Origin of the sequence: Metasolibacillus sp. FSL H7-0170, from assembly GCF_038593115.1 — a bacterium.
Taxonomy (GTDB): domain Bacteria; phylum Bacillota; class Bacilli; order Bacillales_A; family Planococcaceae; genus Metasolibacillus; species Metasolibacillus fluoroglycofenilyticus.
Map to the genome: position 1 here is coordinate 2,602,361 of NZ_CP151964.1, position 21,671 is coordinate 2,624,031.

General features: G+C 40.3%; 19 protein-coding genes. All 19 read left to right on the forward strand.

Features of this window, described 5'->3' with window-relative positions:
- The first annotated feature begins 79 nt into the window (after positions 1-79).
- The 19 genes from rpoB to rpsC all read left to right on the forward strand — a co-directional run bounded on the left by rpoB (position 80) and on the right by rpsC (position 21,671).
- Positions 80-3,643, forward strand: coding sequence for a DNA-directed RNA polymerase subunit beta (rpoB, locus tag MHH70_RS12105; protein WP_201261956.1), 3,564 nt, complete (start codon positions 80-82; stop codon positions 3,641-3,643).
- A gap of 119 nt (positions 3,644-3,762) precedes the next feature.
- Positions 3,763-7,449: a DNA-directed RNA polymerase subunit beta' gene (rpoC, locus tag MHH70_RS12110; protein ID WP_342471592.1), complete on the forward strand. Its 3,687-nt coding sequence runs from the start codon at positions 3,763-3,765 to the stop codon at positions 7,447-7,449.
- Positions 7,450-7,625: 176 nt separating this feature from the next.
- Positions 7,626-7,874 (forward strand): ribosomal L7Ae/L30e/S12e/Gadd45 family protein, encoded by a 249-nt coding sequence (locus MHH70_RS12115; RefSeq protein ID WP_066168843.1) that lies wholly within the window; start codon positions 7,626-7,628, stop codon positions 7,872-7,874.
- 98 nt (positions 7,875-7,972) lie between these two features.
- The gene (gene rpsL / locus MHH70_RS12120) at positions 7,973-8,392 is read left to right on the forward strand and encodes a 30S ribosomal protein S12 (RefSeq protein ID WP_066168846.1); all 420 of its coding nucleotides are present in this window, start codon (positions 7,973-7,975) and stop codon (positions 8,390-8,392) included.
- Between the two features lie 47 nt (positions 8,393-8,439).
- Positions 8,440-8,910 carry a 30S ribosomal protein S7 gene (gene rpsG, locus MHH70_RS12125; protein WP_066168849.1) on the forward strand — a complete coding sequence of 157 codons (471 nt, stop codon included), beginning with the start codon at positions 8,440-8,442 and terminating at the stop codon, positions 8,908-8,910.
- Positions 8,911-8,974: 64 nt separating this feature from the next.
- Positions 8,975-11,053, forward strand: a complete 2,079-nt coding sequence (gene fusA / locus MHH70_RS12130; RefSeq protein WP_066168852.1) for an elongation factor G — start codon at positions 8,975-8,977, stop codon at positions 11,051-11,053.
- 130 nt (positions 11,054-11,183) lie between these two features.
- Positions 11,184-12,371 (forward strand): elongation factor Tu, encoded by a 1,188-nt coding sequence (gene tuf / locus MHH70_RS12135; protein WP_066168855.1) that lies wholly within the window; start codon positions 11,184-11,186, stop codon positions 12,369-12,371.
- 146 nt (positions 12,372-12,517) lie between these two features.
- Positions 12,518-13,195, forward strand: a complete 678-nt coding sequence (locus MHH70_RS12140; RefSeq protein WP_342471594.1) for a response regulator transcription factor — start codon at positions 12,518-12,520, stop codon at positions 13,193-13,195.
- The gene (locus MHH70_RS12145) at positions 13,192-14,196 is read left to right on the forward strand and encodes a sensor histidine kinase (protein WP_342471595.1); all 1,005 of its coding nucleotides are present in this window, start codon (positions 13,192-13,194) and stop codon (positions 14,194-14,196) included. The genes MHH70_RS12140 and MHH70_RS12145 overlap by 4 nt, the downstream gene beginning before the upstream one ends.
- A gap of 103 nt (positions 14,197-14,299) precedes the next feature.
- On the forward strand, positions 14,300-15,061 hold the full coding sequence (locus MHH70_RS12150) for an ABC transporter ATP-binding protein (protein WP_066168864.1): 762 nt from the start codon (positions 14,300-14,302) through the stop codon (positions 15,059-15,061).
- Entirely contained in the window at positions 15,051-17,048 is a 1,998-nt protein-coding gene (locus MHH70_RS12155; RefSeq protein WP_342471596.1) for an FtsX-like permease family protein, read from the forward strand. Before MHH70_RS12150 ends, MHH70_RS12155 begins: the two co-directional genes overlap by 11 nt.
- 471 nt (positions 17,049-17,519) lie before the next feature.
- Entirely contained in the window at positions 17,520-17,828 is a 309-nt protein-coding gene (gene rpsJ, locus MHH70_RS12160; RefSeq protein ID WP_042478628.1) for a 30S ribosomal protein S10, read from the forward strand.
- Between the two features lie 46 nt (positions 17,829-17,874).
- A complete protein-coding gene (gene rplC / locus MHH70_RS12165; protein ID WP_066168869.1) occupies positions 17,875-18,504 on the forward strand; it encodes a 50S ribosomal protein L3 in 630 nt (209 codons plus the stop codon).
- A gap of 26 nt (positions 18,505-18,530) precedes the next feature.
- Complete coding sequence (gene rplD / locus MHH70_RS12170) at positions 18,531-19,154, forward strand: 50S ribosomal protein L4 (protein WP_066168871.1); 624 nt, start codon at positions 18,531-18,533, stop codon at positions 19,152-19,154.
- Positions 19,154-19,432, forward strand: coding sequence for a 50S ribosomal protein L23 (rplW, locus tag MHH70_RS12175; RefSeq protein WP_042478634.1), 279 nt, complete (start codon positions 19,154-19,156; stop codon positions 19,430-19,432). The genes rplD and rplW overlap by 1 nt, the downstream gene beginning before the upstream one ends.
- A gap of 42 nt (positions 19,433-19,474) precedes the next feature.
- Positions 19,475-20,305: a 50S ribosomal protein L2 gene (rplB, locus tag MHH70_RS12180; protein ID WP_066168877.1), complete on the forward strand. Its 831-nt coding sequence runs from the start codon at positions 19,475-19,477 to the stop codon at positions 20,303-20,305.
- Positions 20,306-20,365: 60 nt separating this feature from the next.
- Positions 20,366-20,644 carry a 30S ribosomal protein S19 gene (rpsS, locus tag MHH70_RS12185; protein ID WP_066168880.1) on the forward strand — a complete coding sequence of 93 codons (279 nt, stop codon included), beginning with the start codon at positions 20,366-20,368 and terminating at the stop codon, positions 20,642-20,644.
- A gap of 22 nt (positions 20,645-20,666) precedes the next feature.
- Positions 20,667-21,011 (forward strand): 50S ribosomal protein L22, encoded by a 345-nt coding sequence (rplV, locus tag MHH70_RS12190; RefSeq protein WP_042478638.1) that lies wholly within the window; start codon positions 20,667-20,669, stop codon positions 21,009-21,011.
- A gap of 3 nt (positions 21,012-21,014) precedes the next feature.
- Positions 21,015-21,671 carry a 30S ribosomal protein S3 gene (gene rpsC, locus MHH70_RS12195; RefSeq protein ID WP_066168883.1) on the forward strand — a complete coding sequence of 219 codons (657 nt, stop codon included), beginning with the start codon at positions 21,015-21,017 and terminating at the stop codon, positions 21,669-21,671.

The window sequence follows — 21,671 nt, forward strand, 5'->3', positions numbered from 1 at the left end:
GACTCGTTTTCTTTTTGTCTTTCGAAATCATACACTATTTGTATGGTTTTGCAAAGACCTATTATCGCTTTATTGAGGGGTGAATGAGTTGACAGGTCAACTAGTTCAGTACGGACGACACCGCCAGCGTAGAAGTTTTGCGCGTATTAAAGAGGTGCTTGAGCTTCCGAATTTAATCGAGATTCAAACAGCATCTTATGAGTGGTTCTTTGCAGAAGGATTGCGTGAAATGTTCCACGACATTTCGCCAATCGAAGATTTTACAGGTAATCTTTCACTTGAATTCATCGATTATGCTTTAGGGGAACCGAAGTATGATGTGGATGAGTGCAAGGAACGTGATGTAACGTATGCCGCACCATTACGTGTGAAAGTACGTTTGCACAACAAGGAAACAGATGAAGTAAAAGAGCAAGACGTCTTTATGGGGGATTTCCCTTTAATGACGGAAACAGGCACATTTATTATTAATGGTGCTGAGCGCGTTATCGTTTCACAGCTAGTCCGTTCACCAAGTGTTTACTTCCATGATAAAACGGACAAAAACGGTAAAAAGGGCTTTGGTGCAACAGTAATTCCGAACCGTGGTGCGTGGCTTGAATATGAAACAGATGCGAAGGACGTTGTTTACGTTCGTATCGATCGTACACGTAAACTACCGGTTACAGTGTTACTTCGTGCATTGGGCTTCGGTTCAGACCAAGAAATTATCGATATCATCGGTGACAATGAATATTTACGCAATACGCTTGAAAAAGATAACACAGAAAGTACTGAAAAAGCACTTCTTGAAATTTATGAGCGTCTGCGTCCAGGTGAGCCTCCAACAGTAGAAAGTGCGAAAAGCTTATTATTCTCTCGCTTCTTCGATGCAAAACGCTATGATTTAGCGAATGTTGGTCGCTATAAAATGAATAAAAAGTTGCATATTAAAAATCGCTTATTTAACCAAACAATTGCAGAAACATTAGCAGATCCAGAAACAGGCGAAATTTTAGTTGAAAAAGGTACTGTTCTTGACCGACGCACACTAGATAAGTTAATTCCTTATTTAGAAAACGGCATCGGTTTCCGCAAGCTATCTCAAGTTGGCGGCGTATTAGAGGACGATATTACAATCCAAACAATTAAAATCTATGCGCCAAACGATGAAGCACAAAAAGAAATCAATGTTATTTCAAATGCTTATGTCGAAGAAGAAGTGAAAAACATCGTTCCAGCTGATATTTTAGCTTCTGTTTCTTATTTCTTTAATTTACTATACGGTGTTGGTAACACAGACGATATCGACCACTTAGGAAATCGTCGTATTCGTTCAGTTGGTGAGCTATTGCAAAACCAATTCCGTATCGGTTTATCACGTATGGAGCGTGTTGTACGTGAGCGTATGTCGATTAATGACACAGCGTCGATTGTGCCGCAACAATTAATCAATATTCGCCCGGTAATTGCATCTATTAAAGAATTCTTTGGTAGCTCTCAATTATCGCAATTCATGGACCAAACAAACCCGCTTGCAGAATTGACGAACAAGCGTCGTTTATCAGCATTAGGCCCAGGTGGTTTAACACGTGAGCGTGCTGGTATGGAAGTGCGTGACGTTCACTACTCTCACTACGGTCGTATGTGTCCAATTGAAACGCCTGAGGGTCCAAACATTGGTTTAATTAACTCCCTTTCATCATTCGCGAAAATTAATAAATTCGGCTTTATCGAAACGCCGTATCGTCGTGTAGATCCAGATACGGGTCAAGTGACGGAGCAAATTGATTACTTAACGGCTGACGAAGAGGATAACTACGTCGTTGCACAGGCAAACTCATTATTAAATGAGGATGGTACATTTACAAAAGACGAAATCGTAGGGCGCTTCCGAGGCGACAATACGGTATTCAAAAAAGATAAGATTGATTACATGGACGTATCGCCAAGACAGGTAGTGTCTGTAGCGACAGCATGTATTCCTTTCTTAGAAAACGATGACTCGAACCGTGCATTAATGGGTGCAAACATGCAACGTCAAGCTGTTCCGTTATTAAATCCTGAAGCGCCTTTCGTAGGTACGGGGATGGAGCATGTTGACGCGCGTGACTCAGGTGCTGCTGTAGTTGCTAAATACGAAGGGATTGTTGAGCATGTAGAAGCACGCTCAATTCATGTACGACGTATTGAAACAGTTGACGGCAAAGAAGTAAAAGGCGATTTAACGAAATATAAAGTTCAGAAATTCGTTCGCTCTAACCAAGGTACATCTTATAACCAGCGCCCAATTGTTAAAGTTGGAGACCGCGTAAAGCCAAAAGATATTTTAGCTGACGGTCCATCGATGGAGAAGGGTGAGTTAGCACTTGGTCGTAACGTGCTAGTAGCCTTCATGACATGGGATGGCTTCAACTATGAAGATGCTGTTATTATGAGCGAGCGCCTAGTAAAAGATGATGTGTACACATCTGTTCATATTGAAGAATATGAGTCAGAGTCTCGTGATACAAAATTAGGACCTGAAGAAATTACGCGTGATATTCCGAACGTTGGGGAAGATGCACTGCGCAATTTAGATGAGCGTGGAATTATTCGCATTGGTGCGGAAGTACGTGACGGCGATATTCTTGTAGGGAAAGTAACGCCTAAAGGAGTTACGGAACTAACTGCAGAAGAACGTTTATTACACGCAATCTTTGGTGAAAAAGCACGTGAAGTTCGTGACACATCTTTACGTGTACCACATGGAGCAGGCGGTATCGTACTTGATGTGAAAGTCTTCAACCGTGAAGATGGCGATGAATTACCACCGGGTGTAAACCAATTAGTTCGCGCGTATATCGTTCAAAAACGTAAAATCCGCGTTGGGGACAAAATGGCGGGACGTCACGGGAACAAAGGTGTAATTTCACGTATTTTACCAGAGGAAGATATGCCGTTTATGCCAGATGGTACACCTGTTGACATCATGTTAAACCCACTTGGTGTTCCTTCACGTATGAATATCGGACAAGTGCTAGAGCTACATTTAGGTATGGCTTCACGCTATTTAGGTATTCATATGGCAACACCAGTATTCGATGGTGCAAATGAAGAAGATGTTTGGGAAACGATGGAAGAAGCGGGTATGGACCGTGATGGTAAAACAATTTTATATGATGGACGTTCAGGTGAGCCATTCGATAACCGTGTATCAGTGGGTGTCATGTATATGATTAAGCTTGCACATATGGTTGATGATAAGCTACACGCACGTTCGACAGGACCATACTCACTTGTAACGCAACAGCCACTTGGTGGTAAAGCACAATTTGGTGGTCAGCGCTTTGGTGAGATGGAAGTTTGGGCACTTGAAGCATACGGTGCTGCATACACATTACAAGAGATTTTAACTGTTAAATCAGATGATGTTGTAGGTCGTGTGAAAACATACGAAGCAATCGTTAAAGGTGAAAGTGTGCCAGAGCCAGGTGTTCCTGAATCATTTAAAGTATTGATTAAAGAGCTTCAATCTTTAGGTATGGATGTAAAAATGCTAACAATCAACAATGAAGAAGTAGAGCTTCGTGATCTTGATGAAGAAGACGATCTTCAACCGGCTGATGCATTAAACATTGTGCCGACAGATGAGGAAGGCGACACAGTAGAAACTGTAGAGTAACCAGTATCGGGCAGGATTTTGCCCTGCCCGTTTTTTGAATTTTTTCAAATGAAACGATGATGAATGTCGAGCTACGGAAAGGTCTTTATAAAGACTTAGACTAAAGGGAGGTAGGCTCCTTGATAGACGTTAATGAATTTGAATATATGAAAATCGGCTTAGCTTCACCAGATAAGATACGTTCTTGGTCATATGGCGAAGTAAAGAAGCCAGAAACAATCAACTACCGTACATTAAAGCCAGAAAAAGATGGTCTTTTCTGTGAGCGCATTTTCGGCCCTACAAAGGACTGGGAATGTCATTGTGGTAAATACAAACGCGTTCGTTATAAAGGTGTAGTTTGTGATCGCTGTGGTGTAGAGGTTACGCGTGCAAAAGTACGCCGTGAGAGAATGGGACATATTGAGCTTGCTGCTCCTGTATCTCACATTTGGTATTTTAAAGGAATTCCGAGCCGCATGGGTCTTATTTTAGATATGTCTCCACGCGCGCTTGAGGAAGTTATTTATTTTGCATCTTACGTAGTAATTAACCCAGCAGATACAAACTTAGAAAGCAAGCAGCTACTTTCTGAAAAGGAATACCGTGCTTACCGTGAAAAATTCGGTGCATCATTTGATGCAGCGATGGGTGCGGAAGCGATTAAAAAATTACTTGAAAAAATTGATCTTGAAAATGAAACAGTCACATTAAAGGAAGAATTAAAAACAGCTCAAGGACAGCGTCGCACACGTGCAATTAAGCGCCTTGAAGTAGTGGAATCATTCCGTAACTCTGGCAATAAACCGGAGTGGATGATTTTAGATGTACTACCTGTTATTCCTCCAGAGCTTCGTCCGATGGTTCAATTAGATGGTGGACGTTTCGCAACATCAGACTTAAACGATCTTTACCGTCGTGTAATTAACCGTAATAACCGTTTAAAACGTTTATTAGACCTTGGTGCACCTAGCATTATCGTCCAAAACGAAAAGCGTATGTTACAGGAAGCGGTAGATGCTTTAATCGACAATGGTCGTCGTGGTCGTCCAGTAACAGGTCCTGGTAACCGTCCTTTAAAATCACTTTCACATATGCTGAAAGGGAAACAAGGTCGCTTCCGTCAAAACTTATTAGGTAAACGTGTAGACTACTCTGGTCGTTCGGTTATCGTAGTAGGACCGAATTTAAAAATGTACCAATGTGGTCTTCCGAAAGAGATGGCAATCGAGCTATTTAAGCCTTTCGTAATGAAGGAATTAGTAGAGCGTGGTCTAGCTCATAATATTAAGAGTGCAAAACGCAAAATTGAGCGTTTACACAATGAGGTTTGGGATGTATTAGAGGATGTTATACGTGAGCACCCTGTACTTCTAAACCGTGCACCGACGCTTCACCGACTAGGTATTCAAGCGTTCGAGCCGACATTAGTGGAAGGTCGTGCAATTCGTCTACATCCATTAGTATGTACAGCCTACAACGCTGACTTTGATGGTGACCAAATGGCGGTCCACGTTCCATTATCAGCAGAAGCGCAAGCGGAAGCTCGTTTATTAATGTTAGCAGCACAAAACATTTTAAACCCTAAAGATGGTAAACCAGTAGTTACTCCATCTCAAGATATGGTATTAGGTAACTATTACTTGACGCTTGAGCGTGAAGGAGCTCGTGGTGAAGGGTCTGTTTTCTACGGCCCTGACGAAGTGTTAATCGCATACCAAAATGGCCATGTTCATTTACACACACGTATTGCCATCCATGCAAGCTCTGTCCAAAATGAAACATTTACGGAAGAGCAAAATAAAATGTTCTTATTAACAACTGTTGGTAAAGTAATTTTCAATGAAATTTTACCAGAATCATTCCCGTACATTAATGAGCCAACAGATGTAAACCTAGAGCAAAAAACGCCTGAAAAATACTTTGCAAAATTAGCAATCGATGCGGAACAATTGGCTGAATTGGAAGCGACTGAAGGCTATGCTGACTTATCAGAAGCTGAAAAAATTGATGCACAACGCAAAGCAGTTCTACAAAAATACTTTGCAGCTGTACCAGTAGTGCCTCCATTCCGTAAAAAGTTCCTAGGGAATGTTATTGCGGAAGTATTCAAGCGATTCCATATTACGGAAACATCAAAAATGTTAGACCGTATGAAAGATTTAGGCTTTAAATATTCTACTCGTGCGGGGATTACGGTAGGCGTATCTGATATTGTTGTGTTACCAGACAAAGGTACTATTTTAGATGAGGCACAATCGAAGGTAGATAAAGTAATGATTCAATTCCGTCGTGGTTTAATTACGGAAGAAGAACGTTATGATCGCGTTATTTCTAGCTGGTCAGCTGCAAAAGATGAAATTCAATCGAAGCTGATGAAATCATTAGAGAAGACGAACCCAATCTTTATGATGTCTGACTCAGGGGCGCGTGGTAACGCATCGAACTTTACGCAGTTAGCAGGTATGCGTGGTCTAATGGCCAACCCGGCTGGTCGAATTATCGAATTACCTATCAAATCTTCATTCCGTGAAGGTTTAACGGTATTAGAATACTTCATTTCTACACATGGTGCACGTAAAGGTCTAGCCGATACAGCACTAAAAACAGCCGATTCAGGTTATTTAACTCGTCGTTTAGTAGACGTTGCACAAGATGTTATTGTACGTGAAGATGACTGTGGTACTGACCGTGGTTTATTAATCGGTGCATTAATGGAAGGCAACGAGCTAATTGAAGCGTTAGATGAGCGTGTAATTGGGCGTTATACGAAGAAAACGATTTTCCACCCAGAAACTGGGGAGGTTATTTTAGAGCGTGATGGTTTAATTACGCAAGATGTAGCGCGTGTAATTGATGATGCAGGCATCGAGCAAGTAACAATCCGTTCAGCATTTACATGTAATACGAAGCACGGTGTATGTAAAAAATGTTACGGTATGAACTTAGCTACAGGTGAAGAGGTTGAAGTAGGTGAGGCGGTAGGTATTATCGCAGCTCAATCAATCGGGGAGCCTGGTACACAGTTAACGATGCGTACATTCCATACAGGTGGGGTAGCTGGAAACGATATTACGATGGGTCTTCCTCGTATTCAAGAAATTTTCGAATCGCGTAACCCTAAAGGTCAAGCGGTTATTTCTGAAATTGCTGGGGTAGTATCAGACATCGATGAAATTCGCGAAGGCTTAAAAGAAATTACTGTACAAGGTGAAGTGGAGACGCGTAAGTATCAAGCGCCTTACAATGCTCGCCTAAAAGTACAATTAAACGATACGGTTGAGCCGGGACAATTATTAACAGACGGTTCAATTGATCCAAAGCAGTTATTAAAAGTTAAAGATGTATCTACAGTACAAGAATATTTATTAAAAGAAGTACAAAAAGTATACCGCATGCAAGGGGTAGAAATTGGAGATAAGCATATTGAAGTAATGGTTCGCCAAATGCTACGTAAAGTGCGTGTAATTGAAGCGGGTGACACAGATTTATTACCGGGCTCATTATTAGACGTACATCAATTTGCTGAAGCGAATGCAGACATTATTTTAAATGGTAAAAATCCAGCAACATGCCGTCCTGTCATTCTTGGTATTACAAAGGCTTCTCTGGAAACAGAATCATTCTTATCAGCAGCATCATTCCAAGAAACAACTCGTGTGTTAACAGATGCAGCAATTAAAGGTAAGCGTGACGAGCTTCTTGGTCTGAAGGAAAACGTAATTATCGGTAAACTTGTGCCAGCAGGTACTGGTATGCAGCGTTACCGTCAAATCCGTATTGAGCAGGATGCTGAAACGGAAGAAGAACTAACTTCAGCTGAGTAACGAGAATTCCGGTAGAGAGCTATTCTCTGCCGGAATTTTATCGATTACAACATGTTTTTAACGGGTGTTCCTCGACCTGTTGAAAGATGTTAAATAAATAGTTGACAGGTGCAAGTAGAGGATGATAATATATTTAAGGTTGATAGTTAACTGTCTAAGCTTTGGAGGATATGCAAATGTCTTATAGTAAAGTAAAGACCAGTCAAACAATCATAGGTACAAAGCAAGCAGTGAAAGCAATGCATGCTGGTCAAGTTACAGAGCTTTTTGTCGCACTCGATGCAGACAGTTGGGTAACCGATCCGGCCATTCTTCTCGCGAAAGAAATCGGTATACCAATTACTTTGGTCGAGTCAAAAAAAGAACTTGGAAAAGCTTGCGGCATTCATGTTGGAGCTGCGGTTATTGCGATTACTGCGATGTAGTTTTTGTGTAGTGTACACAAAGACTTTGTTTTTACCCTAAAAATGAACCACCTGGATGTGTGGTATTAACAAGGAATCAATGAAGGGAGGAAATATCGATGCCTACAATTAACCAATTGGTACGTAAGCCTCGTAAATCAAAAAGCACGAATTCAGACTCACCAGCGTTAAATAAAGGATACAACTCGTTCAAAAAAACTTGGACTGATGTTAAATCTCCACAAAAACGTGGTGTTTGTACTCGTGTAGGTACTATGACACCTAAAAAACCTAACTCAGCGTTACGTAAATACGCTCGTGTACGTTTAAGCAACCTTATCGAGGTTACTGCGTATATCCCGGGTGAAGGTCACAACTTACAAGAGCACAGCGTTGTTCTTATCCGTGGCGGTCGTGTAAAAGACTTACCGGGTGTTCGTTACCATATCGTACGTGGTGCTCTTGATACTGCTGGTGTAAACGGTCGTATGCAATCACGTTCTCTATACGGTGCAAAACGCCCTAAAGAAAAGAAATAATCAAAGATTTGAAAATAACTACTTATTACTTGAAAGGAGGAAAACACATGCCTCGTAAAGGTCCTGTTTCCAAACGTGACGTGTTACCAGATCCACTTTATAATTCAAAGCTAGTAACTCGTTTAATCAATAAAATGATGATTGATGGTAAAAGAGGTACTTCTCAAAAGATTTTATACGGTGCGTTTGAATTAGTAAAAGAACGTTCTGGTAATGATCCGATTGAAGTATTCGAAGCTGCATTAAACAACGTAATGCCAGTTTTAGAAGTACGCGCTCGTCGTGTAGGTGGTTCTAACTACCAAGTACCAGTAGAAGTACGCCCAGAACGTCGTACAACTTTAGGTCTTCGTTATTTAGTAAACTACGCTCGTCTTCGTGGTGAAAAAACAATGGAAGAGCGTTTAGCAAACGAAATCTTAGATGCATCAAACAATACTGGTGCTTCAGTTAAGAAACGTGAAGATATGCACAAAATGGCAGAAGCAAACAAAGCATTTGCTCACTACCGTTGGTAATCTTCTTTATGCTAGCTAATTAAACTTAAACAGTCTTAACCGAAAACGGAAGGAGAAATTTCCTATGAAACGCGAATTCTCTTTAGAGAATACACGTAATATCGGTATTATGGCTCATATTGATGCTGGTAAAACAACAACTACTGAGCGTATCCTTTATTACACTGGTAAAATCCATAAAATCGGTGAAACTCACGATGGCGGAGCTCAAATGGACTGGATGGCACAAGAGCAAGAGCGTGGTATTACAATCACATCTGCTGCTACAACAGCTCAATGGGCAGGTCACCGTATTAACATTATCGATACACCAGGACACGTAGACTTCACTGTAGAAGTAGAACGTTCTTTACGTGTACTTGACGGTGCGGTAACAGTACTAGATGCTCAATCTGGTGTTGAACCACAAACTGAAACTGTATGGCGTCAAGCGACTACTTACGGTGTACCACGTATTGTATTCATTAACAAGATGGACAAAATGGGTGCAAACTTCCTATATTCTGTAGGAACTTTACACGAGCGCTTACAAGCGAACGCACACCCAATCCAATTACCAATTGGTGCTGAAGATGATTTCAAAGGTATCATTGATTTAATTGAAATGAATGCTACTTTCTATGGTAATGACCAAGGTACTGATCTTACTGTAGGTGAAATTCCAGCTGACATGATGGCTCAAGCTGAGGAGTACCGTGAGAAATTAATCGATGCTGTTGCAAGTGTTGATGAAGATCTTATGGAAAAATACTTAGAAGGCGAAGAAATCACTGTTGCTGAATTAAAACGAGCAATCCGTAAAGCGACAATCGCGGTAGAATTCTACCCTGTACTTTGTGGTACAGCATTCAAGCATAAAGGTGTTCGTAAAATGCTTGATGCAGCTGTTGATTTCCTTCCAGCTCCAACAGATGTACCGGCTATTAATGGTACTTCAGTGGATGGTGACGAAGAAATCGTTCGTCATTCTTCAGACGACGAGCCATTCTCGGCTTTAGCGTTTAAAGTAATGACAGACCCATTCGTTGGTAAATTAACATTCTTCCGTGTGTACTCAGGTACTTTAGAATCTGGTTCATACGTACAAAACTCTACAAAAGGTAAACGTGAGCGTGTAGGTCGTATCCTTCAAATGCATGCGAATAGCCGTGAAGAAATTTCAAAAGTATTCGCTGGTGACATCGCTGCTGCTGTAGGTCTTAAAGATACAACTACTGGTGATACTCTATGTGACGAGAAAAACCTTGTTATTTTAGAATCTATGGAATTCCCAGAACCAGTTATCTCTTTATCTGTAGAGCCTAAATCAAAAGCTGACCAAGACAAAATGGGTCAAGCTCTTGCGAAATTACAAGAAGAGGATCCAACATTCCGTGCCCACACTGACCAAGAAACTGGTCAAACAATCATCTCTGGTATGGGTGAGTTGCACTTAGACATCCTTGTTGACCGTATGAAACGTGAATTCAAAGTTGAATGTAACGTTGGTGCGCCAATGGTATCTTACCGTGAAACATTCCGTGCTCAAGCACAAGTTCAAGGTAAATTCCAACGTCAATCAGGTGGTCGTGGTCAATACGGTGACGTTTGGATTGAATTCTCTCCAAACGAAGAAGGTAAAGGCTTCGAGTTCGAAAACGCTATCGTTGGTGGTGTAGTACCACGTGAATATATTCCAGCAGTAGAAGCAGGTCTTCGTGACTCGCTTGACCGTGGGGTTATTGCAGGTTACCCATTAATCGATATTAAAGCGAAATTATTCGATGGTTCTTACCATGATGTTGACTCAAGTGAGATGGCGTTTAAAATCGCTGCATCTTTAGCTCTTAAAGAAGCTGCAAAAAAATGTAGCCCAGTTCTTTTAGAGCCAATGATGAAAGTTGAAGTTGTAATTCCAGAAGAGTATCTTGGTGATATCATGGGTAACGTAACTGCTCGTCGTGGACGTGTAGAAGGTATGGACGCTCGTGGTAACTCTCAAGTAGTACGTGCAATGGTTCCGCTATCTGAAATGTTCGGATATGCAACAACTTTACGTTCTGCAACACAAGGTCGCGGTGTATTCTCAATGGTGTTCGATCACTATGAAGAAGTACCGAAATCAATTGCAGAAGAAATCATCAAAAAAAATAAAGGTGAATAATTGAAATTTCATCTTGCATAAAGTATAACTAATTTGTAAGCTATGATTGACTGGCTTAAGCTGGGCCCGGTTTAAGCCAGCACTCATAACATAAAAAAACTAAAACATAGATTATAGGAGGCTTTCTCTAATGGCTAAAGAAAAATTTGACCGTTCGAAAACGCATGCTAACATTGGTACAATCGGACACGTTGACCATGGTAAAACAACTTTAACTGCTGCTATCGCAACAGTATTATCAAAACGCTTAGGCGGAGAAGCAAAATCATACGCTGAAGTTGATAACGCTCCAGAAGAAAAAGAGCGTGGTATTACAATCAATACTTCACATATCGAGTATGAAACTGAAACACGCCACTATGCACACGTTGACTGCCCAGGACACGCTGACTACGTTAAAAACATGATCACTGGTGCTGCTCAAATGGACGGCGGTATCTTAGTAGTATCTGCTGCTGATGGTCCAATGCCACAAACTCGTGAGCACATCCTTTTATCACGTCAAGTAGGTGTTCCTTACTTAGTAGTATTCATGAACAAATGTGACATGGTAGACGACGAAGAATTATTAGAGTTAGTAGAAATGGAAATCCGTGACCTACTTTCTGAATATGACTTCCCAGGTGATGACCTACCTGTAATTAAAGGTTCTGCTCTTAAAGCTCTTGAAGGCGAGCCAGAGTGGGAAGAAAAAATCGTTGAGCTTATGAACGCTGTTGACGAGTATATCCCAACTCCAGAACGTCAAACTGACAAACCATTCATGATGCCAGTAGAGGACGTATTCTCTATTACTGGTCGTGGTACAGTAGCAACTGGCCGTGTTGAACGTGGTCAAGTTAAAGTTGGTGACGTAGTTGAAATCATCGGTATCGCTGAAGAAGCTAAATCAACAACTGTAACAGGTGTTGAAATGTTCCGTAAATTATTAGACTATGCTGAAGCTGGCGACAACATCGGTGCATTACTTCGTGGTGTAGCTCGTGAAGATATCCAACGTGGTCAAGTATTAGCTAAACCAGGTTCAATTACTCCACATACAAACTTCAAAGCTGAAGTTTATGTTTTATCAAAAGAAGAGGGTGGCCGTCATACTCCATTCTTCTCTAACTACCGTCCTCAGTTCTACTTCCGTACAACTGACGTAACAGGTATCTGTAACTTACCAGAAGGCGTAGAAATGGTTATGCCTGGCGATAACATCGAAATGACAGTAGAACTTATCGCTCCAATCGCTCTTGAAGAAGGTACTAAATTCTCTATCCGTGAGGGTGGCCGTACTGTAGGCGCTGGTGTAGTTGCTACTATCCAAAAATAATTGATTTATCTAAAACCTCAAGGGGACGCTCTTGAGGTTTTTTGTTATTGTGGCACGAATTGACCCCGCAGATGAAAATTGCTTAGGCCTGTAAGCTTGTGAATTTGTTCATCTACTGTAAAATAAAAGTGGGAGGGGGCCTAATTATGAAAATTTTTTTAATAGAGGATGATATGTCGATATTTCGCTTAATAGAAGAACGGTTGCAGCAATGGTCTTTACAAATAACAGGACCAAAGGATTTTCAAAAGGTGATGAATGATTTTACCGAGGTAAATCCGCAACTTGTCATTATTGACATTCAATTACCTGCCTATGACGGTTTTCATTGGTGTCGGGAAATTAGGGCCGTATCCAATGTCCCCATTTTATTTTTGTCCTCAAGAGATCACCCGATGGATATGGTAATGGCTATGCAGCTTGGTGCCGATGATTTTATACAAAAGCCATTCCATATGGATGTGCTTGTCGCAAAAATTCAAGCTTTGTTAAGGCGTACATATGATTATCAACAACAGGTGCAGCAAGTTGTTAGCTGGCAAGAGGCGGTTATTGATTATGAACGAGGGCTTCTTATGTACCATGATAGGCAAATTGACTTTACCAAAAATGAGTTATTTATTTTAAAATTACTTGTAGAGCGAGTGGATCGAATTGTGACACGGGAGGAATTAATGCGCAAGCTCTGGGATGATGAACGCTTTGTAAATGATAATACGTTAACAGTAAATATCAATCGTCTACGTCAAAAGCTAGAAGATGTAGGACTAACAAATGTAATCATAACGAAAAAAGGACTTGGCTATATGGCGGTATCCAAATGATTTGGTTATTTATAAAGCAACATTTAATATGGATAAGCTTTTTTATCGGGTTACTTGTTATATGGAATCTTATTTGTATGCTGGATGTTGGATTTGCGGCTGTTTCTATTGGTTATTTGAATAGCGTGGTGATTTTGCTATTTGTCTTATTTCTAATTGCTCGCTATTTTTGGGAAAGGCCTAATCTGAAAAATATCCTTCTCCATAATTCACTACATGATGTTGAAATTTATCGTTGGGATGCGTATACACGCAAGGTTATAGAATTATATAGAGAGCAGAGTCAGCAACAAATGCAGGTTGTCCAGAAAATTAAATTTGAAAAAAATGAAGAGCAGGATGAGCTACTCGCATGGGTACATGAAATTAAAGCGCCATTAACAGCAATGAAGCTAATGATTGAGCAATTGGAGGATTATAGGGCACGCAATCAATTGGAGCAGGAATGGCTCCGTCTGCATTTATTAGTAGATCGGCAACTGCATCAAACCCGTCTCCAAACATTGGCCGAGGATAATCGCTTAGAGAGAGTGCGACTGCGAACGATTGTTTTTAAGGAAATACGCGAATTTCAAACATGGTGCTTAGAGAAGGGAATTGGCTTCCAAATAGATGAACTTGAGGAGGTCGTTTTGACAGATGCAAAATGGCTAGGATTTATTATCCGTCAGGTACTGTCCAATGCAATTAAATATAGTCCGCACGATAGTGAAATTAATGTAATTGTCACAAGGGATACGCAAGAGCATATATTGCTCAAAATAAAAGATGTAGGTCCAGGTATTCGCCCTGAGGATTTGCCGCGCATTTTTAAAAAATCCTACACGGGGACAATCGGTAGGGAAACAAATATTGCGACAGGAATGGGGCTTTATTTGGCAAAGCGTGCGGCTACCTCATTAGGAATACAGCTATATGTTGACTCGATTTATGGACAAGGCACGACTGTTGTACTTAAATTTCCTATGCAAAATGAATACGTGCAAACATTCGGTATGTGACGACATTGTCACATACCATTTATTTTTGTCACGTAAAACGAACGATTTCTACTTGCGGCAACTGTAAAATGAAGATACATGAAGAATGCAGGGGGAATAGACAATGAATATTTTAACGGCTCGCAAAGTCCGTAAAACATATGGAAAACGATTGACGGCAGTTGAGGTATTAAAGGGTATAGATTTAGAAGTGAACAAAGGTGAGTTTGTTGGCATTATGGGCCCTTCAGGCTCTGGAAAAACAACATTATTGAATGTATTATGCTCTATTGACCATGTGACAGAAGGAATTGTAGAAATTAATGGGCAACTATTGCAGGAAATGAAGGAGCGTCAGCTAGCTGCCTTTAGACGTGATGCATTAGGCTTCATTTTCCAAGATTATAATTTGCTTGATACATTAACTGTCAAAGAAAATATTTTATTACCTTTAGCAATCAAAAAAACACCTCAAAAAGCAGCCGAACAACGCTTTCAAGAGTTGGTGGAGATTCTAGGTATTGAAGATATTGTGGCAAAATACCCAAATGAAATTTCTGGTGGGCAAAAGCAGCGTACTTCTGCGGCACGTGCATTAATTACAAACCCGTCGATTGTCTTTGCAGACGAGCCAACGGGGGCACTCGACTCGAAATCAGCAACAGCGCTACTAAAAAATTTGGAGCAAATTAACCAGCAGCGTCATGTGACGATTATGATGGTGACACATGATGCAGTGGCAGCAAGCTTTTGCTCGCGTGTGCTCTTTTTGAAGGATGGGGCACTTTATACAGAGCTTTATAAAGGAGATAAAACCCGTCAGGAGTTTTTCCAACAAATTTTAAGCACGCAGAGCGTTCTAGGCGGTGATGGCTATGACGATTAATCGTCTAATCAAACGCTCGATGCTGAAAAATATGCGTCATTATTTTTTATATTTCTTTTCGTTAATTTTTAGTGTGACACTATATTTTTCTTTCGTGACATTGCAGTTTAACGAAGAAGTGTTAAAGCAAGCGTCGAATAGTCCAACAGCGTCTGCAGGCTTTAAAGCGGCATCTTATTTACTTTACTTTATTGTGTTGTTTTTTGTACTTTATGCCAATCATCTATTTACGAAAAGGCGCAGTAAAGAAATTGGGATGTACCAGCTTATCGGGATGACGAAGGGGCTTATCTTTCGCTTAATAGCTATTGAAAATATTGTATTATTTAGTGGTGCTGTGTTAATTGGAATTGTTACAGGTCTTTTAAGCTCTCGATTATTTACAATGATTTTAATGAAGGTTTTAGGACAAGAATCGTTAGTACAATTGACATTTAACGCTAAAGCGATTACGCAAACTATAGTGCTTTTCAGTATCATGCTAATTGTTATTTTAGTACAACTAAGTTGGATGATACGACGGGTTTCGCTGTTATCACTTTTTACAGCATCCAATCAAACAGAGGAGCGTGTAAAACGCTTTAGTATATGGCAAATGTTAGTTGGGGCGCTTGGGCTTGTCTTAATTGGCTACGGCTATTATGAATCAACACAATTGTTTAATAGCAATCAAGCGGATCGAATATTTATTAATATGTTGCTTATTTTAGCGCTAACAATCGGTGGGGCATTTTTAGTGTTCCGTTACTCGGTGGCATTTATTTTTAATTTACGTAGATTATCTAAAAATGGCCATCTAACGGCGACAGATGTATTAGCAGTTACACCGATTATGCATCGCATGAAGGGAAATGCTAAATCATTAACGCTGATTACTGTATTAACAGCTGTGTCGCTCGCAATTTCAACACTTGCTTATATAGCCTATTATTCTGGCGAGCAAGCGGTAGCGACAACGGTGCCCGCGGATTATGTGTTAACAACAGAGAAGGGCCCGACGTTTTTAGCGTTGCTAGACCAGCATAATATTGACTACAAGGAAGTCACATACGAGGATCTTTATGTGCAATTTGATGTTGCGGGCCTGTTAAAAAATCCTGCTGATGCACAAGAGCTATTTTATTCAGAGAGCTCTACAAAAAGGGTGTTATCCCAATCTACTTATGAGCAATTAAAGGGAAAAGTAGAGCTACAAAAAGATGAAGCTATAATAACAAATATGACAGGCTATGTAACGAAGCTCTACGGCTTTAACAAACAAGGAGAAATCAATGTTACAGTAGAGTCTTTGGGCAATCGATTAGAGGACACATTAAAGATTGTTGATGTAAAGGAAGAAAGCGCCATTGTTAATGATGGAAGTGCTGGAGTCATCTATGCAGTGCTCGTCGTATCTGATGAAAAATATGAACAATATAAAGAGTTTTATGGCAAAAGAGATCGTGTACCTCAAACGCTCGTATTTTTAGAAAATAAAAGTGACGTAGCAATGGCTGAAGAGCTCTATATGCAGTCTGGGGCGGATATTCGGAAAATTATTACTAATGAAGGAGAAAAATCGATTATTCTTAAACAAAATTCCTATAAGCAGGAATGGCAAGACTATATGAATTTTTCTGGTATGACAATTTTTATTGCTGCTTTCCTCGGATTGGCATTTTTATTAACGACAGGTAGCATTCTATACTTTAAGCAAATCGCTGAGGCGGATGATGAACAGGCAAGCTATACAACTTTAAGAAAAATTGGTTTTTCCGAGCAGGATATTTTAAGGGGAGTTATTTGGAAGCAAGTGTTTAACTTCGGAGTACCTTTATCAATTGGCTTACTGCATAGCTATTTTGCGGTCAAGTCAGGGTGGTTTCTATTCGGTACAGAGATGCTTATACCGATGCTTATTATGATGGGACTCTATATACTTATGTACATCGTATTTATGCTGCTGTCGATTCGATATTATAAAAAGGTAATTAAGAACAGTTTATAAAGGGCTATTAAATAGGAAGAGATTGAAAATATAAGAAAGGGGCGTCCGAAAAAATGTGCGAAGCACTGCTTTTCAGACGCTCTTTTTGAATGAATATGCAAAGTAAAATAGCAGGCAGCTTATAGGATAAGCATTTATTACCCAAAAAGTGTTTGTTTATAAAAAAGCATACATAAACGGAATAATCACAGTAAAACGAGCTACAATTATTACTTGCAATGATGGGAAATATTTTATATACTAAAAAACGGCTTATAAATATAGCGAAATAAATAATGAGTTAGTAAGACATTCGATTTTTTTTATAAAACTACTTGCTTATTGCAATAGTATTGTATATAATATTGAATGTTGGTCTTTGACTGCGATGAAGCGAGAGGTTGCCGACACACCCGGCCGCTTTGCCATGGCGGTGTGTGGGAGAATTTTCGTGGAGAATGTCTAGAAAATAGGCGAGAAGGAGGGAAAGTAATGGCAAAACAAAAAATTCGTATTCGTTTAAAAGCGTATGATCACCGTATTCTTGATCAGTCTGCTGAGAAAATTGTTGAAACTGCTAAACGTTCAGGTGCAAGCGTATCGGGTCCGATTCCGCTACCAACGGAAAGATCTGTGTATACAATTCTTCGTGCGGTTCACAAGTACAAAGATTCTCGTGAGCAATTCGAAATGCGTACGCATAAACGTCTAATCGATATCGTTAACCCAACACCACAAACTGTTGATGCGTTAATGAAGCTTGATTTACCATCTGGCGTTGATATTGAAATCAAACTTTAATGGTAAAACACAATAGAACTTTTAAAATTTACAGGAGGTGTGACAAATGGCTAAAGGAATCTTAGGTAGAAAAATCGGTATGACTCAAGTTTTCGCTGAGAACGGTGATTTAATCCCAGTAACAGTAATCGAAGCTACTCCAAACGTAGTTCTTCAAAAGAAAACAGTTGAAACTGATGGCTACGAAGCAGTTCAAATTGGTTTTGAAGATAAGCGCGTTAAGCTTTCAAACAAACCAGAACAAGGTCACGTAGCAAAAGCAAATACGGCTCCTAAGCGCTTCATTCGTGAATTCCGTAACGTAAGTGTGGAAGAGTACGAAGTTGGTCAAGAAGTCAAAGTAGAAATTTTCGCAGAAGGCGATGTAATTGATGTAACAGGTGTTTCGAAAGGTAAAGGTTTCCAAGGTGCAATTAAGCGTCACGGACAATCTCGTGGTCCTATGAGCCACGGTTCTCGTTATCACCGTCGCGTTGGTTCTATGGGTCCTGTTGCTCCGAACCGCGTATTCAAGCAAAAGAAATTACCTGGTCAAATGGGTGGCAACGTTGTAACAATCCAAAACCTTGAAATTATTAAGGTGGATGCAGAGCGTAACCTATTATTAGTTAAAGGTAATGTTCCTGGTTCTAGAAAATCATTAGTAACAGTTAAATCTGCTATTAAATCTAAATAATTTCAAAGAGAAAGGAGGAAACAGGAATGGCAAAAGTATCTGTACTTAGTCAAACAGGCGCTTCAGTTGGCGAAATCGAATTAAACGATGCGATTTTCGGAATCGAGCCAAACGAAGCTGTATTATTCGACGCAGTAATCGCACAACGCGCTTCTCTACGTCAAGGTAATCACAAAGTAAAAAACCGTTCTGAAGTTGCTGGTGGTGGTCGCAAGCCATGGCGTCAAAAAGGAACTGGTCGTGCTCGTCAAGGTTCGATCCGCTCTCCACAATGGCGCGGTGGTGGTATCGTATTCGGTCCAACTCCACGAAGCTATTCATATAAATTACCGAAGAAAGTTCGTCGCTTAGCTCTTAAATCAGCTTTATCAGCTAAAGTCGTAGAACAAAACTTCTTAGTGCTTGATGCATTAACTTTAAATGCACCAAAAACTAAAGATTTCGCTGCTATTTTAAAAGCATTAGAAATCAATTCAAAAGCATTATTCGTTACTGCTGAGTTAGATGAAAACGTAGCATTATCTGCTCGTAACATCCCAGGTGTAACTGTTTTAACAGCTAACGGAATCAACGTTCTTGATCTTGTAGGTCATGACAAAGTTGTATTCACAAAAGCTGCAGTAGAAAAAGTCGAGGAGGTGCTTGGATAATGGAAGCACGTGATATCATTAAACGTCCGGTCATTACTGAGCGTTCTTCTGAATTAATGGCAGAGAAAAAGTATACTTTCGAAGTAGACACTCGCGCTAACAAAACACAAGTTAAAGACGCTGTTGAAGAAATCTTTGGTGTTGAAGTTGATAAAGTAAACATCATGAACTACAAAGGTAAATTCAAGCGCGTTGGTAAATACAGCGGCTACACTAACAAACGTCGTAAGGCAATTGTTAAATTAACTGCTGATTCAAAAGAAATCGAATTATTTTAATAGATAGCTTAATCTGAGCAATTATAGAAGGAGGGAACACAAATGGCGATTAAAAAGTATAAACCAACCTCAAATGGTCGTCGTAACATGACGTCATCTGACTTTGCGGCAATTACTACTAATAAACCTGAAAAGTCTTTATTAGCTCCTAAAACACGCAAAGCTGGTCGTAATAACCAAGGTAAAATTACTGTTCGTCATCACGGTGGTGGTCATAAGAAGCAATACCGCGTAATCGATTTTAAACGTGTTAAAGATGGCATTCCAGGCCGCGTTGCTACAATCGAGTATGATCCAAACCGTTCTGCGAATATCGCATTAATCAACTATGCTGACGGTGAAAAACGTTATATTTTAGCTCCAAAAGGTCTTGAAGTAGGTCAAACGATCGTTTCTGGTCCAGAGGCAGATATTAAAGTAGGTAACGCGTTACCATTAGCAAACATTCCAATGGGTACAACAATCCATAACATCGAGTTAAAACCTGGTAAAGGTGGACAATTAGTACGTTCTGCTGGTACTTCAGCACAAGTACTTGGACGTGAAGGTAAATACGTAATCGTTCGTCTTCAATCTGGTGAAGTTCGCTTAGTATTAGCTACTTGTCGTGCAACAATCGGTCAAGTTGGTAACGAGCAACACGAACTTATCCACATTGGTAAAGCAGGTCGTTCTCGTTGGTTAGGTAAACGCCCAGTGGTTCGTGGTTCTGTAATGAACCCTAACGATCACCCACACGGTGGTGGTGAAGGACGTTCTCCAATCGGACGTAAATCTCCAATGACACCATGGGGTAAACCAGCTCTTGGTTATAAAACACGTAAGAAGAAAAACAAATCTTCTAAATTTATCATTCGTGGACGTAAAAAATAAAGTGATTGTACTACGGTTCGCTAGAAGAGCCGTGGTGGGATCACGGAGGGAGGTTCCTAAATGGGTCGCAGCTTGAAAAAAGGACCTTTTGTCGATGAACACCTTATGAAAAAGGTTGAAGCGCAAGAGGCTTCTGAGAAAAAACAAGTAATTAAAACTTGGTCTCGCCGTTCTACTATCTTCCCGAACTTTATCGGACAAACAATCGCTGTATATGATGGACGTAAACACGTTCCTGTATATGTGACAGAAGATATGGTAGGTCACAAATTAGGCGAGTTCGCACCGACACGTACTTACAAAGGTCACGGTGCAGACGATAAGAAAACAAGACGCTAATTTTGAGAGGAGGTAAATCCTAATGACACAAGCTAAAGCTATCGCTCGTACAGTTCGTATCGCTCCTCGTAAAGTACGTCTAGTAGTAGACTTAATCCGAGGCAAGCAAATCGGTGAAGCAGTTGCAATTTTACGTCATACTCCAAAAGCGGCGTCTCCAGTCGTTGAGAAAGTATTAAAATCTGCAGTTGCTAACGCTGAACATAACTATGAGTTAGATGTAAACAACTTAGTTGTATCTGAAATCTTTGTTGATGAAGGTCCAACATTAAAACGTTTCCGTCCACGTGCTCAAGGACGTGCAAGCGCAATTAATAAACGCACAAGCCACATTACAGTTGTGGTATCAGAGAAGAAGGAGGGTTAATCCGTGGGTCAAAAAGTACATCCAATAGGACTACGAGTTGGTATTATTCGTGATTGGGAATCAAAATGGTTCGCTGAGAAAGACTATGCTGCTCTTTTACACGAAGATATCAAAGTTCGTAAATATATCGAATCTACATTAAAAGATGCATCTGTATCTAAAGTAGAAATCGAGCGCGCTGCAAATCGCGTAAACATCACAATTCACACTGCGAAACCAGGTATGGTAATCGGTAAAGGCGGTACGGAAGTTGAAAACTTACGTAAACACTTAAGCGATACAACTGGCAAGCGTGTTCACATTAATATCGTGGAAATCAAACGTGCTGATCTTGATGCTCGTTTAGTAGCAGAAAACATCGCTCGTCAACTTGAGAACCGCGTATCATTCCGTCGTGCTCAAAAACAAGCAATCCAACGTACAATTCGCGCTGGTGCAAAAGGTATTAAAACACAAGTATCTGGTCGTTTAGGTGGCGCTGATATTGCGCGTGCTGAACACTATAGTGAAGGAACTGTTCCACTTCATACGCTACGTGCTGACATCGATTATGCACATGCAGAAGCTGATACAACTTACGGTAAATTAGGCGTTAAAGTTTGGATCTACCGTGGTGAAGTCCTTCCTACTAAAAAGAACTCTGTGGAAGGAGGCAAATAA